10 protein-coding genes are annotated in these 17,006 nt (G+C 72.7%); 5 read left to right on the top strand and 5 right to left on the bottom strand.

Features of this window, described 5'->3' with window-relative positions; genetic code table 11:
- Window positions 1–24 precede the first annotated feature (24 nt).
- The gene (locus OG521_24565) at window positions 25–1,539 is read left to right on the top strand and encodes a bifunctional glycosyltransferase/class I SAM-dependent methyltransferase (protein ID WUW23769.1); all 1,515 of its coding nucleotides are present in this window, start codon (window positions 25–27) and stop codon (window positions 1,537–1,539) included.
- Window positions 1,540–1,609: 70 nt separating this feature from the next.
- Entirely contained in the window at window positions 1,610–1,984 is a 375-nt protein-coding gene (locus OG521_24570; protein WUW23770.1) for a hypothetical protein, read from the top strand.
- Window positions 1,985–2,071: 87 nt separating this feature from the next.
- Here OG521_24570 and OG521_24575 read toward each other — a convergent pair whose 3' ends face one another.
- The 5 genes from OG521_24575 to OG521_24595 all read right to left on the bottom strand — a co-directional run bounded on the left by OG521_24575 (window position 2,072) and on the right by OG521_24595 (window position 12,189).
- Entirely contained in the window at window positions 2,072–4,240 is a 2,169-nt protein-coding gene (locus OG521_24575) for a bifunctional glycosyltransferase family 2 protein/CDP-glycerol:glycerophosphate glycerophosphotransferase (GenBank protein ID WUW23771.1), read from the bottom strand.
- 242 nt (window positions 4,241–4,482) lie between these two features.
- Window positions 4,483–5,406, bottom strand: coding sequence for a carbohydrate ABC transporter permease (locus OG521_24580; GenBank protein ID WUW23772.1), 924 nt, complete (start codon window positions 5,404–5,406; stop codon window positions 4,483–4,485).
- The gene (locus tag OG521_24585; GenBank protein WUW23773.1) at window positions 5,403–6,839 is read right to left on the bottom strand and encodes a sugar ABC transporter permease; all 1,437 of its coding nucleotides are present in this window, start codon (window positions 6,837–6,839) and stop codon (window positions 5,403–5,405) included. The genes OG521_24580 and OG521_24585 overlap by 4 nt, the downstream gene beginning before the upstream one ends.
- 4 nt (window positions 6,840–6,843) lie before the next feature.
- Entirely contained in the window at window positions 6,844–8,214 is a 1,371-nt protein-coding gene (locus tag OG521_24590; GenBank protein ID WUW23774.1) for an ABC transporter substrate-binding protein, read from the bottom strand.
- Between the two features lie 276 nt (window positions 8,215–8,490).
- Window positions 8,491–12,189 carry an FHA domain-containing protein gene (locus OG521_24595; protein WUW23775.1) on the bottom strand — a complete coding sequence of 1,233 codons (3,699 nt, stop codon included), beginning with the start codon at window positions 12,187–12,189 and terminating at the stop codon, window positions 8,491–8,493.
- A gap of 552 nt (window positions 12,190–12,741) precedes the next feature.
- Here OG521_24595 and OG521_24600 point away from each other — a divergent pair.
- From OG521_24600 to prfB, 3 genes are all read left to right on the top strand, one after another.
- Window positions 12,742–14,385 carry a protein kinase gene (locus OG521_24600; protein WUW23776.1) on the top strand — a complete coding sequence of 548 codons (1,644 nt, stop codon included), beginning with the start codon at window positions 12,742–12,744 and terminating at the stop codon, window positions 14,383–14,385.
- A gap of 169 nt (window positions 14,386–14,554) precedes the next feature.
- Window positions 14,555–15,814 carry a serine/threonine protein kinase gene (locus OG521_24605; GenBank protein ID WUW23777.1) on the top strand — a complete coding sequence of 420 codons (1,260 nt, stop codon included), beginning with the start codon at window positions 14,555–14,557 and terminating at the stop codon, window positions 15,812–15,814.
- 82 nt (window positions 15,815–15,896) lie between these two features.
- A complete protein-coding gene (gene prfB, locus OG521_24610) occupies window positions 15,897–17,003 on the top strand; it encodes a peptide chain release factor 2 (GenBank protein ID WUW23778.1) in 1,107 nt (368 codons plus the stop codon).
- Window positions 17,004–17,006 lie beyond the last annotated feature (3 nt).

The raw sequence follows: 17,006 nt of genomic DNA on the forward strand, positions 1-17,006 counted from the left end.
TCGAGCGCAACTGGAGAACGCCCCGTGAAGGAAAGCCCGAGTCCCAGGATCGGCATCCTGGTGGTCGCGTACAACGCGGAGACAACGCTGGAGAAGACCCTCGACCGGATTCCGGAGGATTTCCGGTCCCGGGTCGACGAGATTCTCATTCTCGACGACGCGAGTCATGACGCGACCTTCACCGCGGGCTGCCGCTGGTCGCAGGCCGAGGGAATGCCGCGGACCGTCGTGATGAGGCACACCAAGAACCTCGGATACGGCGGGAACCAGAAAGCCGGATACGCACTGGCGGCCGCGCACGGACTCGATATCATCGTGCTGCTGCACGGCGACGGGCAGTACGCCCCCGAATTGCTCCCCGAGATGGTCGCCCCGATCGAACGCGGCGAATTTGAAGCCGTGTTCGGATCGCGGATGATGAAATCCGGCGGTGCCCTCAAGGGCGGAATGCCGATGTACAAGTGGCTGGGCAACCGCATTCTCACCCGGCTGGAGAACGGGCTGCTCGGCTCGAAGCTCACCGAATTCCACTCGGGCTACCGCGCCTACAGCGTCGAGGCGCTGAAGAAGCTGCCCATCGACCGGAACACGGACGCGTTCGACTTCGACACCCAGATCATCGTCCAGCTGCTGAACGCGGGAATGCGGATCAACGAGATCCCCGTGCCCACGTACTACGGCGACGAGATCTGCTACGTCAACGGCATGAAGTACGCGAAGGACGTCATCAAGGACGTCCTCGAATACCGTCTGGCCGTCAAGGGCTTCGGCACCTGCGCCTGGATCCCCAAGCCCGTCGAGTACGCCTTCAAGGAGGGCGACGGCTCCTCGCACGCGGTCATCCTGGAGAAGATGCGGAAGCTGCCGCCCGGCCGGGTCCTGGACCTCGGCTGTTCCGGCGGACTGTTCGCGCAGCGCCTGGAGTCCCTGGGCCACGAGGTGACCGGCGTGGACTACGTCGAGGTGCCCGGCGTCCGCGAGAAGTGCAGCCACTTCCACCTCGCCAACCTGGAGGAGGGGCTGCCGGCGGAGATCGGCACCGGCTTCGACTACGTGGTGGCCGGGGACGTCATCGAGCACCTCTCCCGCCCGGAGCGGGTACTCGCCGAGGTCGCCACCGTCCTGCGGCCCGGCGGCGAGGTGCTGCTGTCCGTACCGAACTTCAGCCACTGGTACTCACGGCTGCGCGTCGCGCTCGGAGCCTTCGACTACGACCGCCGCGGCATCCTCGACGAAACGCATCTGCGCTTCTTCACCCGGGCCAGCCTGCGCCGGACCGTGCGCGCCGCAGGCTACGACGTGCTGGACATCGCCTCGACCGGGGCGCCGTTCTGGTCGCTCCTGGGCCGCGGCCCGCTCGCCGCGGTACTCGGCGGGCTGTCGAGGCTGCTGACCCGGATCCGGCCGACGCTGTTCGGCTATCAGCACGTCGCCACGCTCACCCCGCACGCGGCCGAGACGATCATCGCTGGAGAGCACGTCGATGTACAGGACATCCTCAACCGACAGTACGTCCCCGCAGACCGGGTCGGCGTCTGAGGCGACCATCCCCGAACCCACCTCCGCCCCGGCATCCGAGTCCCGGGCCGCCGCAGTCAGGAGCAAGGCCTTGACCCTCCCCAGTCTGATTCTGCTGCTGTTCGCCGTGTTCTCCTCGGCGGGCGGCCAGATCATGCTCAAGCACGGGATGAAGGGCGCAGCGGCCACCGCAGGCCGGGACGGCGGCTCGGTCGCCCTGCGCGCCGCCACCAGCCCCTGGGTCGTGCTCGGCCTGGTGGTCTTCGCGGTGTCCGCGCTGGCGTGGATGTCGACGCTGGCCAAGGTGCCGCTCTCCATCGCGTACCCGTTCAACGCGCTGGGCTACCTGCTGATCGTGGGCGCCGGGGCGACGGTGCTGCACGAGCGGACCTCGATGTGGACCTGGGGCGGCTCGCTGCTCGTGGTGGTCGGCCTCGCCACGGTCATGGCGGGCCAGCAACGCTGAGCCCGCACGTCCACGCACCCGCACAGGGCGAAGGGCCCGCCACCGGATCTCCGGCGGCGGGCCCTTCGCCCTGTGCTCCCTGCCCCGTCAGACCGTGCCGGACGCCGTGGGCTCCTCGCCCAGCAGCACCCGGCGCACCACACGCTCGGCGGCGCGGCCGTCGTCGTACGGGCAGAACCGGGCACGGAACGCCGCCAGGAGCTCCCTGCTCCCGGGGCCGTCCCAGCTGCCGTCGGTGAAGATCCGCGCCAGCTCGTCCGTGGTCGTCGCGACCGCGCCCGGGGTCTCACCGGGCCGGCCGGACAGCAGGTCGAAGACGACGCCGCGGACCGTGCGGTACGTCTCCCAGTCCGGGGCGTGCACCACGATCGGGCGGTTCAGGTGGGCGTAGTCGAACATCACCGACGAGTAGTCCGTGACCAGCGCGTCCGCCGCCAGGCAGAGGTCCTCGATCCGCGGGTGGTCGCTGACGTCGATGACCGACGGGTGCCGGGGCAGCTCCGGGTCCCCGTAGAAGTAGTGCGCGCGCACCAGGACGACGGTGTCCGGGCCGGTCGCCGCGCAGAACCGCTCCAGGTCGAGGCGGCTGGTGAAACCGGACTCGTAGTCGCGGTGGGTGGGCGCGTAGAGCAGGACGCGCTGCCCGGGGCGGATGCCGAGGCCCTCACGGATCGTCAGGATCTGTTCGGCGGTCGCCGACGTCAGGACGTCGTTGCGCGGGTACCCCGTCTCCAGGGCGCGCGCCGCGCCCGGATAGGCGCGGGTCCACACCTCGGTGGAGTGCGGGTTGGCGGAGACGCTCCAGTCCCACCGGTCGACCCGCTTCAGCAGCCGGTCGAAGTTGAGCCCCTGGGCCGCCGCCGGATAGTCCTGCTGGTCAAGCCCCATGATCTTCAGCGGGGTGCCGTGGTGCGTCATCACATGGACCTGGCCGGGGCGCTTGACCACGTGGTCGGGGAAGTTGACGTTGTTGAAGAAGTACGTGGCCCGGGCCATCGTCGCCCAGTAGCGGCGGGTGCCGGGCACCACGTGGTCGATGCCCTCGGGCAGCGCGTCCACCTGGTTCTTCGAGACCACCCACACCCCGCGCACCCCGGGGGCCAGCTCCCGGGCCTTGCGGAAGACGGCCTCCGGATTGCAGCTCACCCCGCGGTTCCAGTACGCGGCGTAGACAGCGAGCCCGCGGTCCAGCGGGAGTTTGCGCTGCCACCAGTAGTAGCGCCGGCTCAGACTGCGCTTGGCCCGTCCCCGCACGGCGTCGGGCGCGGCCCGCAGCCCGCGGCGCAGCGCCAGTGCCGTGTCCAGGCCGCCGAGCACGGCGAACCGGCCGCCACCGATCAGCCGGGGCCGCAGCCCCCGCGCGCCGCCCGGGAAGCGGTGCCCGGCCGGCCGGTAGGTGCGGTGGAAGGCGGCGACGGAGCGCACGTACCGCCTGCGCCGGCGCGTCACCGCCGGATAGCCGGACAGCAGCTCCTGCACCGCCCGTTCGAAGAGCAGCGGATGTACGGGTTCGAGCCGGGGGCGCTCGCGGACGAAGTCCATCAGCCCGGCGTACGCCTCGACGAGTCCGGCCGGGGCCGCACCCGCCGGCGCCTCGTCGTCGAGGGCCGGCAGATAGCGCTGCTGGCGGTGCTCGACACAGGCGGTGGACAGGACGGCGACGGACTCGGCCGCGGCGAGCGTCTGGAGGGCGTAGATCCGCTCCCCGTGCTGCCCCGGACCGAACTCCAGCTTCTCGCCCTCGTGCAGCGTGCGGCGCACGGCCCGGTTCCAGGAGACCGGGGCGATGTCCAGGAGCGCGGACTGTCCGGGCGCGGCCAGCGGGCCGTCGGAGAGCCCGCCCAGCAGCTCCAGCGACCTGCTGGGCCGGGGGCGCCCGCGGAACGGCCGCTTGTGGTGCCCGAACAGCAGCAGATCGGGCTCGCCCGCGGCCCCGATCCGGTCGGCGATCGCCCGCAGCGCGTCCGGCAGGAGGACGAAATGCGCCTCCAGGTACATCAGATAGTCCCCGACGGCCCGCTCGGCCCCGGCGTTGCGGCACCCGTCCGGACCCGCGCCGGCCGGGAGATGGATGGCCTGCACCCGGCTGTCCCGGTCGGCGAACTCGTCGAGCAGCAGCCCCGAGCCGTCCGGCGCCCGGTCGTCGACACCGATCACCTCGATGTCCGTGAACGACTGAGAGAGCACCGACTCCAGACAGGCGCGCAGGCTTCCCCGGGCGCGGCGGACGGGGATGATGAGACTCAGGCGGGGCATACGGACTCTTTCTCGGACACGGGCGTGCGGGGCAGCGAGGACCGGGGCGCGGTGCACCGAGGCGCGCGCGCCGACGGTGGGGGCGGGTACTCCGTAAACGCCCGATGGAGTGACGGGGTTACGCCGGACCCCGGCAGCCGTGCGAAACGGCAGGCAGGGGCGGCCCCGCCGGAGTAAGCGGAACCGCCCCTGATTGACGTACGGATGTGCGATGCGGTGCTGCGATACGGGTGGTGGTGCGGCTACTTGACCGCGCCCGCCATCACGCCGGAGACGAACTGGCGCTGGAAGGCGAAGAACACCACGAGCGGGATCACCATCGACACGAAGGCGCCGGGCGCCAGCACGTCGATGTTGTTGCCGAACTGCCGTACCTGCTGCTGGAGCGCCACCGTGATCGGCGGGGAGTCGGAGTCCGCGAAGATCAGCGCGACCAGCATGTCGTTCCACACCCAGAGGAACTGGAAGATCCCGAGCGAGGCGATCGCCGGTCCGCCCAGCGGCATCACGACCCGGGTGAAGAGCCGGATCTCGCCCGCCCCGTCCAGCCGCGCCGCCTCCAGCAGCTCCCGCGGGATCTCCGCGAAGAAGTTGCGCAACAGGAAGATCGCGAACGGCAGGCCGAAGGCCGTGTGGAACAGGATCACGCCGAGCGTCGTCTCGAAGATCCCGACCTCGCCGAAGAGCTTGGAGACCGGGATCAGGGCGACCTGCACCGGGACCACCAGCAGTCCCACGACCACCAGGAACCACCAGTCGCGGCCCGGGAACTCCATCCAGGCGAAGGCGTATCCGGCGAACGAGCCGATCACCACGACCAGGGCCGTCGACGGGACGGTGATCAGGACCGTGCTGAGCAGCGAATCGGTGATCGTCGGATTGTCCAGCAGCCGGGTGTAGTTGTCGAAGGTCATCTCGGACGGGACGGTGAAGACCTTCCACCAGCCGGTCGCCGCGATCTTGTCCGCGCTGCGCAGCGAGGACAGGAACAGTCCGATGGTCGGCATCAGCCAGAACAGGGCCACCAGGATCAGGACGACCCGCATGACACCGCCGCCGGCGCGGGTGGCGAGCCGTGCGCCGAACGAGCGCCCGGGCTTCTCCGCGCCGGTGGCCGGGGCGTCGCCCGGTCCGGCGGGGGCGGCCGTGGCCGAGGGTGTCGTCATCGGCGCCCCTCCTTCCGTATCCGCCTGATGTTGAAGAGCATCACCGGGACCACCAGCAGCAGCAGGAGCACGGCGATGGCGCTGCCGATCCCCAGGTCCGCGTCCGTGCCGAACGAGGACCGGTAGAGCTGGAGCGCCAGTACGTTCGCGTCGTCCTGCGAGGAGCCCGGCGCGATGATGAAGACCAGGTCGAAGACCTTCAGTACGTTGATCATCAGCGTCACCAGCACCACCGCGAGGACCGGGGCGAGCATCGGCACCGTGATCCGGCGGAAGACCTGCCACTCGTTGGCCCCGTCCACCCGGGCCGCCTCCAGGAGTTCCCGCGGCAGACCCGCAAGTCCGGCCGCGATCAGCACCATCGCGAAGCCCGCCCACATCCAGACGTAACTCCCGATGATGCCGGGTGTCACGAACGACGGGCCGAGCCAGTCGACCCCGTTGTACGGCTCCTTGAAGTTGGATGCCGGGAGGCGGAGTTCGGCGCCGTCCGCCGATGCGGGCAGGGTGAAGACCCCGTCGGCGCCCGCGGTGGCCGACGCGACCACCTCGCCGTCCCTGACGGCCTCCACCTTGATGCCCTTGAGCCCGAGTTCCCTGGCGTCGATGACGTTGGGCTTGCCGCCGCCGCCCTTGGTGAAGTCCAGCCAGGCCGTGCCGGTGATCCGCCCGCCGTCCGCCGGTGCGGGAGCCTTCGCGGGCTTCGCGTCACCGGGCATCTTCGCGGGCAGCACCCCGACCAGCGGCAGCTGGACCGGCTCCCCGGCCCGTACCGGCACCTTCGTCACGAAGGCACCGCCGCCCGCCGCCTTCAGCGGATGGACGGGCAGCGGGTGCGCCTTGGGGAAGCCCGCCGACTCGGCGAACGTGTCGTGCACGCCCACCCAGACGGCGTTGGCGACGCCGCGCTCCGGCGCCTGGTCGTACACCAGCCGGAAGATGATGCCCGCGGCGAGCATCGAGATCGCCATCGGCATGAAGACGACCAGCTTGAACGCCGTACCCCAGCGGATCCGTTCGGTGAGCACCGCGAAGATCAGACCGAGTGCGGTGGCGACGGTCGGGGCGAAGACCACCCAGATCGCGTTGTTCTTGACCGCCGTACGGATGGTGTCGTCCGTGAACAGCGCCTTGTAGTTGTCCAGGCCGGCGAAACCGGTCCCCGCCTGGTCGAAGAACGACCGGTAGACGGAGTACACGATCGGATACACCACCAGCGCGCCGAGCAGCACCAGCGCGGGCAGCAGGAACAGTGCCGCGACAGCCCTGCGGGTGCCGGTCACGCTCCTGCGGGTGCGGCCCTGCCCGGCGCCCGGCGGACCGGACGGCTTCCCGGACACGGGCTCCCTGGGTGCGGGTACCGAAGTCCCGCCGGACGGTTGCTTGTCGGCGGGGGGCGCCTCGTCGGCGCCCCCCGCGGCGGCTGTCGTCATCGCGTCAGCTCTTGTACGCCTTGGCCGCGTCGGACTCCAGTTTCGCCTGGGTCCCCGCGATGTCCTTCGGGTTCTTCAGGAAGTCCTGGAGGGTCTTCCACTCGCCCTTGCCGGGCGTTCCGCCGAACGACTGCGGGGCCTGGTCGGACATGTCGAACCGGACGGCGTCGCCGGCCGCGATCAGCGCCTTCGCCATCGTGCGCTGCACCTCGTTCGGGTACGCGGCGGCGTCCAGGGCCTTGTTCGGCGAGATGAACCCGCCCTGCTCGGCCCAGATCTTCGCCGCGTCGGTGGAGGCCAGCCAGGTCAGCAGGGCCTGGGCGCCCTTGCCGTCCTTCAGCGCCACCGCCGCGTCGCCACCGGTCACCACGGGCGACTCGGCGCCGACCGCGGGGAACGGGAACACCTTGGCGTCCGTACCGATCTTGGCCTTCGTCTGCGCGATGTTGATGCCGACGAAGTCACCCTCGAAGACCATCGCGCCCTTGGGCTGGTCACCACCGGTGAAGGTCTGGGTGACCGAGGCCGGGAACTCCGTCTGCAGCGCGCCGTCGGCGCCGCCGGCGATCAGGGAGGGCTTCCCGAAGAGCTGCGCCAGCGAGGTCAGGGCGTCCTTCACGGACGGGTCCGTCCACTTGATCTTGTGCTGGGCCAGCTGGTCGTACTTCTCCGGGCCCGCCTGGGAGAGGTAGATGTTCTCGAACCAGTCGGTGAGCGTCCAGCCGTCCGCGCCGCCGACCGACACCGGGGTGACACCGGAGGCGGACACCGTCTCGGCGGTCGCCAGGAAGTCCTTCCAGGTCTTCGGCTCGCTCGCACCCGCGTTCTCGAACGCCTTGGTGTTGTACCAGATCAGGGACTTGTTGGCGGCCTTGAAGTACACGCCGTACTGGGTGCCGTCCACCGCGCCGAGGTCCTGCCAGACCTTGGAGTAGTTCTTGGCCAGCTGCGCCTTGGCCTCGGGCCCGGCGGGCTTCGCCCACTTCTTCGCGACCGCCTGCTGGATCGCGCCGACCTGCGGGATCATCGCGACGTCCGGCGGCTGGCCGCCCGCGATCTTCGTACCGAGGAAGTTGACGATCGGGTCCTGCGCCGGGACGAAGGTCACCTTCGCGCCCGTGCGCTTCTCGAACTCCTTGAGGACCTTCACGAAGTTGGCCTGCTCGGGTCCGGTCCAGACCGCCGCGACCGAGATCTTCTCGCCGTCCAGTTTCGGTAATACGACGCTCTGCGGATTGTCCGCGCCCTTGGACGAGCCACCCCCGTCCTTCGCGTCCTTTCCGCCGTCACCGTCATCGCCGCAGCCCGTGAGGGCCAGCGCGCCGATGGCGGTGAACACCATGGCGGCCCTGCGAATCCGAAGCGTTGTGCGCATCCCTGCCCCGTCTCTCCTGTGCGCGTACACGGAGCGGCACCGGCGGACTGCCGGCGGCGCCGCTCGTTTATCACGTCGTCCTGTGCGCAACAGTCCTACGCCCGGCACCGGGGCGCCGCAATACCGCCATCGGGCCCAACTCCCCGATGATCCCTGATGTGATGGGCTCGTGACGTGAAGTCGGTGCGGTATGAGGCGATTGGGGACGGTGGGGCCACCGGGCGGGCCCACCGCGTAGGCCCATCAGGTGGGCCCGCCCGGTGGGTCCTTCGCCGCTCAGGGGTGCGCGGGCGCCAGCGGAGCCAGCGGCTCGGCGTTGACCGAACGGGCCGCCCGCTCCAGCGCACTGGCGAGCAGCGCCAGGTCCGTCGGCCCGTTGCCCAGTTCACGGACCGGGCGGCGGGTCGGCGGGTCGCCCATCCGCTCCCACTCCAGCGGCACGACCGTCGGCCGCAGCGTCGCGGTACGCGGGATGCGCCCCGTCACGCGGCCGCCCTGGAACGGCGTCACCCGGCCGTCGGGATGGCCCAGCCGCCCGCGGCCCGGCGCCGGTTCGTCCGGCGACGGCGGCACGACGGGCGGATCGAGCACCACACGCAGCCGAGCCCCCCGGGCCAGCTCGCTGTCCTCCGTGCGGTCCGGGCGGGCGGACGTCGCGACCAGATGCATGCCGAGCCGGCCGCCCTCCCGGGCCACCGCCTCCAGCGCCCGGACGACCGAGCCCGCGGCCGGCCGGCCCGGACTGCCGAGCGCCGGGGCGATCAGCGCGTCGTAGTCGTCGACGAGCACGACGAGCCGGGGCAGCGGCGAGGGCCCCGGGTCCGTGCCCCGGGCCGATGCGGGCCGCAGCCGCAGGGTGCCGCTCATCGGGGACTCGACGTCACCACGCTGTTCGGCCGGGCCGGGGGACCGCTGTCCGACCATCCGCTGCGCCACCTCGTGCCGGCTGTGCCACTCGGCGAAGTCGAGCCCGCCGAGAAGCTCGGCCCGCCGCTTCACCTCGCCGCCCAGCGCCTGGGCGAACTCCCGCATCCTGACCGGATCGGAGGCCACCAGGTGCGTGAACGCGTGCGGGAGCTCGGTGCAGGGGCGCAGGCTCTCGCCGCGCTCGCCGCCCGCCCCGTCGACCAGCAGGATGCCGAGCCGGTCGGGCCGGTCGGCGGCGGCCAACGAAGCGGCGACCGCGCGCAGCAGTTCGGTACGCCCGCTGCCGCCGGGCCCCTCGATGAGCAGGTGCGGCCCCTCTTCCGAGAGATCGACGCTCACCGGGCCCCGGGGTCCCGCCCCGAGCACCACGACGGGCCGCCCGGCCGCCCCGGCCGGGGTTCCGGCGGCCGTGGACGAGGGCGCCCGCCCGGACTCGGCGCCGCGCGCGGCGACCTGGGGCGCGTCGCCGTGCCGGGGGCCGCTCACCCGGTTCGAGCGGCCCGATCCGGCGGTACGCAGGCTGTCGGCGCCCGGCACGTCCCCGGACCCGCTCCAGGCCCGGGTGTCGGAGCCCGGCAGGGTGCGCGAACTCGGGGTGTCCCCGGGCCCTCCTTCATGGCGCTGCTCGCCCACCCGCGGGTAGGGCGTGCGGCCGGAGCCGCGGTCGTCGTGGGCGTCGCCGCGACCGGGTGCGCGGCGCTGCACCCCCGCGTGGGTGTCGTTCGCACCGCCGCGCCCGTCGGCGGCGCCGTGGGGGTACGGCGTGCGGCCGGAGCCGCGGTCGTCCGTGCCCGGATACGGGGTGCGGCCCGAGCCGGGGGACTGGGGATACGGGGTGCGGCCCGAGCCGGCCCCTTCCGCGTTGCCCGGGTACGGCGTGCGGCCGGAGGGCGTGGTGTGTCCGTCGTCCGTCGCGCCGTGCGGCGCCGTCGTGCGCGGTGGGTCGCCGGCCGTGCGCTGGGCGCCCACCCGGGGGGCCTGGCCGCCCTGCCGGTCGGTGCGGGCCGAGCCGCGGTCGCTGTCGCCCGCCGGTCCCGGACCGCCCGTCCAGCCGCCCGAGCCGCGGACCGTCGCCCCCGGCTGCTCGTCCGCCGCCGAGGCCCAGCGGGCCATCAGCGAGGCGGGCGTGGCGCGGGCCAGGCCCAGCTCGTCCAGGAGGCGGGCCGACGGCGGGAGGGCCACCGCAGCGCGGTGCCCCGGCAGCGCGGCCGAACCCTCCGCGCGCAACGGGGCCAGGGCCCGCCCGAACCGCTCCGCCCAGTGCGCCGACACCGCGTCCACCGCGGCCACCGTGCCGTGGCCCGCCGCCCGGCCGCCGGCCGTGCGCAGCAGCCGCAGCGCGGTCGCCACATCGCCGCTGAGCATGGCTACGGCCCCGCACTCGCGGAAGGGGATCGAGGCGTGGCAGGCCGCCTCGTAGGTCGCCGCGACCGGGGAGGTGGGGGTCGCGGCCGGGGTCTCGGCCAGACAGATCAGGTGGATGCCCGCCGCCGCCCCCGCCGCGGCCAGCCGGGCGGTGTTCTCGCGCAGGACCGCGGAGCCGGGGTCGCCGTCGACGATCACGACGGTGAAGGGTCCCTCGTAGTGCCGGGCGGCCTCGGCGACCGTACCGGGATCGAGACTCGCCCAGCCGGGACCGAGCGGGCCGTCGTCCAGCCGGCGCACCAGCTCCGTCGTCCGCGCGACGGCCTGGTCACGGTCGTACGCCAGCAGCAGCCGGCAGTCCTGGCCGTGCATCGGCCGCAGATGCGGCAGCCAGCCGAGCCAGGCCCATTCGCGCCGGCGCTCGTCCGTGCCGCGCGCCCGGTCCGTGCTGATCAGCACGATCTCCAGATCGGCGGGGGAGTGCAGCGCGGCGAGCTGGGCCACGGCGGAGCGGGCGAGCCCCGCCAGCCGCTCCCGCGGCCCGGCGAGCCCCAGCGAACCGGCCTCCCGCAGCCCCACCGTCACCGGCACGGCGGGCAGGTCGGCCCGGTCGGTCGTGCCCAGCCTGACCACCAGCGCCTCCGGGTGCGCCGTGTCGCGCTCCCAGAGCCGGGGGCCCGGGCCGAGCGCGGTCAGCAGCACGGCGGCCGGATCCGGCCAGGTGCCGGCGGGGACCGTGGGCAGCGCGGTGAACGTCTCGGTGGGAGCCGGCGGTCCGGCCTCGTCGGGCACGCTCTCGGGCGCGGGCTCGCCCCTGCCGCCCGCCAGCCGGCGGGCCCAGGCGCCTATGCCCCCGCGCCGGCGCGCCTCGTCGTCCGCGACGCGGCCGGTCCGCGCGGACCCGGAGTGCGATCGCGCCGGGGACCGCCCGTCGGCCGCGCGCTCGTGTTCATGGGCGGTGTCCGGTCCTTCGTGCTCCTCCGGCCCGCCGTGGACCGGCCCGTAGCCGTGGTCCGGGGGCGCGGCGGCGGCCGGTGCCACGGCCACGCGCAGATGTCCCTCGCCGTCCGGCGCCGTGTCCAGGGCCGGAGTCCGCACCCCCGAGGTGAGGCGGAGCGTGGATTCGCCGAGCCGCAGCAGCGCGCCGGGGTTCAGCCGGACCGGACGGTCGCGGACCTCCGTGCCGTCCAGCGAGGTGCCGTTGGTGGATCCGAGGTCGGCGACCGAGACCCGGCCGTCCGCGGAGACGGTCACCGCGCAGTGCAGCCGGGACACATCGGGGTCGTCGAGCGGGACATCGGCGTCGGCCGAGCGGCCGATCCGGATCTGCCCGCCGTGCAGCAGGTGGACCCCGCCCGCGTCCGGCCCGGCGATCACGTGCAGCTGGGCCGGGACCGCGTCGTCCGGCGTCTCGTCCTCGCCCGGGACCTGGAGCGAGAGCACCGCCCCGTCGACCAGGGGCGGTTCACCGAGCGCGCACCGCTGCGCGTCGAGCCGCTCCCGTCCGGCGAACAGCACCACCGCGCCGCTGCCGAGGGAGCCCTCGGGCCCGGAGACGGATGCGGCCAGGCCGGAGGCCACCGTGGCCAGCGCCGTGCCCGCGGGGGCGGTGACCAGCACATCGCAGGCGCGCGCCGGGGTCTGGCCGCTGCGCGGCGCGAGGACGGTCAGCCGGATCTGCATCGCCGTCAGCGGTCCCTTCTGCGCGCGGTGCCGGCAGGGGAGACGCTGTGATTCCCCCCACCCGGCACGGACGCCTCGTCCGGTACAGGTTCGTCACGTACCGCAGGACTCCCGACCCCACGGTTCCGTGCTGCAGGCATCCTCGCACCTGCCACTGACAACACGCCCGGGGGTCACCACTAAGTGATCTTGAAACGTCTGCTGTGCGCCCAAAAGTGCCGCCTTGAACGGTTCCTGGGCGAGCTCACGGGGCACTCTGTGCGGGAGCGCGGGGAGCTTTGTGCGGGAACAGCGGGTTCCGGAACGGTCCCCGGGGATCGTCCGTCGCACCTGTGTGCGGCAACCATCCCTCCGGTGTGAGCGTCTTCCTCCGCAACGGGTGCGCCTCCGGGGGCGCGGGAGACCGCGCCTATGGGGAATTACGGGTAATGCAGACAAAAAGGTAACCTTCCCGACCCGGCCGTCCACTCCGCCCGCCCCACTAGAGTGGGCCGGAAACTCCGGACGGATCCGGGGGACCGCAAGCACCACGACCAGCAGGGAGCGCATGACGTGCGGCCGGTAGGCAGCAAGTACCTGCTCGAGGAGCCGCTGGGACGCGGCGCCACGGGCACCGTCTGGCGCGCCCGCCAGCGTGAGACCGCGGGCGCCGAGGCGGCCGTCGCCGGCCAGCCCGGCGAGACGGTGGCGATCAAGGTCCTCAAGGAGGAGCTCGCCAACGACGCGGACGTCGTGATGCGGTTCCTGCGCGAGCGTTCCGTCCTGCTGCGGCTGCGGCACGAGAACATCGTGCGCACCCGCGACCTGGTCGTGGAGGGCGATCTCCTCGCCCTCGTCATGGACCTGATCGACGGCCCCGACCTGCACCGCTACCTCCGCGACAACGGCCCGCTCACCCCGGTCGGCGCCTCGCTGCTCACCGCGCAGATCGCGGACGCGCTCGCCGCCAGCCACGCCGACGGCGTCGTCCACCGCGATCTGAAGCCCGCCAACGTGCTGCTCGACGAGCGCGACGGCCAGATGCACCCGATGCTCACCGACTTCGGCATCGCCCGGCTCGCCGACTCCCCGGGCCTGACCCGGACCCATGAATTCGTCGGGACGCCCGCCTATGTGGCGCCCGAGTCGGCGGAGGGCCGCCCGCAGACCTCCGCCGTCGACATCTACGGCGCCGGAATCCTGCTGTACGAGCTGCTCACCGGCCGTCCGCCGTTCGCCGGTGGCACCGCGCTCGAGGTCCTGCACCGGCACCTCAGCGAGGAGCCCCGCCGCCCCAGCACCGTCCCCGCCCCGCTGTGGACGGTGATAGAGCGCTGCCTGAGCAAGGACCCGGACCGCCGGCCCAGCGCCGAGAACCTCGCCCGCGCCCTGCGGACCGTCGCCGCCGGCATCGGCGTGCACGCGAACTCCGCGCAGATCGCGGCAGCCGACGGCGTGGCCGCGCTGCTCGCGCCCGACCCGGCGCCCACCGCCGTCCCCGAGACGCCGGGAGCCGCCGACCCGACGCAGGTGCTGCCGAGCAACGCCGGTTCGTACGACCCCAACGCCGCCACCAGCGTCATGCAGCACAACGCCGGACCCGGCGGCCCGCACGCCGACCCGACCGCGGTCATGCCGCCCGTCCCGCCGCGCCCCGAGGGGACCCCGCAGTCCGACGGGCCGCACCCCTGGCAGTCCCAGCTCCAGGCCGCCCGCGACCGCAACGAGCAGACGCAGGTCCAGTACCTCGACCCGAGCGAGGACCCGCTCCGCCGCCGGCCGCAGCGCCAGCAGCCCCAGCCACAGCAGCAGCCGCGACGGCAACAGCAGCAGTACCCGCAGCAGCAACAGCAGCCGCAGTACCGCCAGCAGCCCCAGCAGCAGTACCAGCCCCAGCAACAGCAGTACCAGCCGCAGCAGCAGCGCCAGCAGTACGCGCCGCCGCAGCAGCCCCAGCAGCCGGCCCAGCGCCCGCCCCGCGAGCCGAGGCAGCGCAGCGCCAACCCGATGAAGATCCCCGGCCTCGGCTGCCTCAAGGGCTGCCTCTTCACGCTGGTGCTGCTCTTCGTCGCGAGCTGGCTGATCTGGGAGCTCACCCCGCTGAAGGACTGGATCGGCCAGGGCCAGAGCTACTGGCACGCGATGACCGACGCCTTCGACACCGTCACCGACTGGGTCTCGAAGCTGGGCGGCGACAGCGGCGGAAGCGGCAACTGACCGCGTCCGCTGTAGCTATATCGACTTCCGCGGACCAATTCCGAGGCAATTCGCCCGTAGAAGTGAAGGTTGGCGCCATCCAGGGCACGCAACCCCCCGATCGCCGCGTAACTTTGTCGACCGGGGGTTGTTGAGCGACGGTCCATCGCCAGCCGCTGAGGGAGCAGTCTTGGCACGGAATATCGGCAGCCGGTACACCGCCCACCAGATTCTGGGGCGCGGCAGCGCCGGCACGGTGTGGCTCGGTGACGGCCCCGAGGGGCCCGTCGCCATCAAGCTGCTCCGCGAGGACCTCGCGTCCGACCAGGAGCTCGTCGGCCGCTTCGTCCAGGAGCGCACCGCCCTGCTCGGGCTCGACCATCCCCACGTCGTCGCCGTCCGCGACCTCGTGGTCGACGGCAACGACCTGGCACTGGTGATGAACCTGGTCCGCGGTACGGACCTGCGCACCCGGCTCGACCGCGAGCGCCGGCTGGCCCCCGAGGCCGCCGTCGCGATCGTCGCGGACGTCGCCGACGCCCTCGCCGCCGCGCACGCCGCCGGGGTGGTCCACCGCGACGTCAAGCCGGAGAACATCCTGCTCGACATGGAGGGCCCGCTCGGCCCCGGCAACTCCCACCCCGCGCTGCTCACCGACTTCGGTGTGGCCAAGCTGATCGACACCCCGCGCCGCACCAAGGCCACCAAGATCATCGGGACGCCGGACTATCTGGCCCCCGAGATCGTGGAGGGCCTCCCGCCGCGCGCCGCCGTCGACATCTACGCCCTCGCGACGGTGCTGTACGAGCTCCTCGCGGGCTTCACGCCCTTCGGCGGCGGCCACCCCGGCGCCGTCCTGCGCCGCCATGTCACCGAGACCGTCGTCCCGCTCCCCGGCATCCCCGACGAGCTCTGGCAGCTGCTCGTCCAGTGCCTGGCCAAGGCCCCGGCCTCCCGGCTGCGCGCCTCCGAGCTGGCGGCCCGGCTGCGCGAGCAGCTCCCGCACCTGGCGGGCATCCCGCCCCTGGACGTCGACGAACCGGACGACGAGCCCGAGGCCGATCCGCACGGCCAGGCCTACGACGAGCAGCAGTACACCCCGGCCGCCGAGGAGCCCCGCCGCCGCGGCGCGGTCCCGCTGGTCCCCGGCTCGTCGCCCGACTCCAACCGGGACACCCACACGAGCATGCGCGTCCCGGCCCCCGACGAGCTCTCCGGCGGCCCCCGCGGCACCGCCCGCGCCCCGCGCGCGCCCGGCCGGCCCCGCCCCGGCTCGGCCCGCAACAAGTCGGCGGCCATCCGCAAGCGCCGCCTCACCCTGGGCGCGGCCGCGCTCGTCCTGGTCGCGGCGGCCGGGGTGGGCGGCTGGCTGGCCCTGGGCGGGGACGACGCGGGAGCGACGCCCCAGGACACCCGGGACACCAAGAATTCGGCCCCCGCCGTCCCCTGACCCGGACCGCCGGTGCGGGCGGCGAGGACGGCGATCACGCGGCCCGAGGAACGTCCGCGCCGACAGCCGTTAGGCTGGACCCGTGGCAGTCGTCGATATTTCCGAAGAGCTGAAGTCCCTCTCCTCGACCATGGGGTCGATCGAGGCCGTCCTGGACCTGGATGCGCTGAGGGGTGACATCGCCGTGCTCGAGGAGCAGGCTGCCGCTCCGTCCCTGTGGGACGACCCGGAGGCGGCGCAGAAGATCACCAGCAAGCTTTCGCACCTCCAGGCCGAGGTCCGCAAGACCGAGACCCTGCGCGGCCGGATCGACGATCTCGAAGTGCTCTTCGAGCTCGCCGAGGACGAGGGCGACGCGGACGCCCTCGCGGAGGCCGAGACCGAGCTGGAGTCCGTCCGCAAGGCGCTGGACGAGATGGAGGTCCGTACCCTCCTGTCCGGCGAGTACGACGCCCGCGAGGCGCTCGTCACCATCCGCGCCGAGGCCGGTGGCGTGGACGCGGCCGACTTCGCCGAGAAGCTCCAGCGCATGTACCTCCGCTGGGCCGAGCGGCACAACTACAAGACCGAGGTCTACGAGACGGCGTACGCCGAAGAGGCCGGCATCAAGTCGACCACCTTCGCCGTCGAGGTGCCGTACGCCTACGGCACGCTCTCCGTCGAGCAGGGCACCCACCGGCTCGTCCGGATCTCCCCCTTCGACAACCAGGGCCGCCGCCAGACGTCCTTCGCGGGCGTCGAGGTGCTGCCCGTGGTCGAGCAGACCGACCACGTCGAGATCGACGAGTCCGAGCTCCGCGTCGACGTGTACCGCTCCTCGGGCCCCGGCGGCCAGGGCGTCAACACCACGGACTCCGCGGTGCGCCTGACCCACCTGCCCACCGGCATCGTCGTCTCCTGCCAGAACGAGCGCTCGCAGATCCAGAACAAGGCGTCCGCGATGAACGTCCTCCAGGCCAAGCTCCTCGAGCGCCGCCGCCAGGAGGAGCAGGCGAAGATGAACGCGCTCAAGGGCGACGGCGGCAACTCCTGGGGCAACCAGATGCGTTCGTACGTCCTGCACCCGTACCAGATGGTCAAGGACCTGCGGACGGAGTTCGAGATGGGCAACCCGGAAGCGGTCTTCAACGGCGAGATCGACGGCTTCATCGAGGCCGGCATCCGCTGGCGCAAGCAGAGCGAGAAGTAGTCC

This window comes from Streptomyces sp. NBC_01463, assembly GCA_036227345.1.
In the GTDB taxonomy this organism is placed as follows: Bacteria; Actinomycetota; Actinomycetes; order Streptomycetales; family Streptomycetaceae; genus Streptomyces.

Coding starts and splice junctions, on each gene's coding strand:
- OG521_24575 (WUW23771.1), bottom strand. CDS start 4,240: ATGCCCCGCCTGAGTCTCATCATCCCCGTCCGCCGCGCCCGGGGAAGC.
- OG521_24580 (WUW23772.1), bottom strand. CDS start 5,406: ATGACGACACCCTCGGCCACGGCCGCCCCCGCCGGACCGGGCGACGCC.
- OG521_24585 (WUW23773.1), bottom strand. CDS start 6,839: ATGACGACAGCCGCCGCGGGGGGCGCCGACGAGGCGCCCCCCGCCGAC.
- OG521_24590 (WUW23774.1), bottom strand. CDS start 8,214: ATGCGCACAACGCTTCGGATTCGCAGGGCCGCCATGGTGTTCACCGCC.
- OG521_24595 (WUW23775.1), bottom strand. CDS start 12,189: ATGCAGATCCGGCTGACCGTCCTCGCGCCGCGCAGCGGCCAGACCCCG.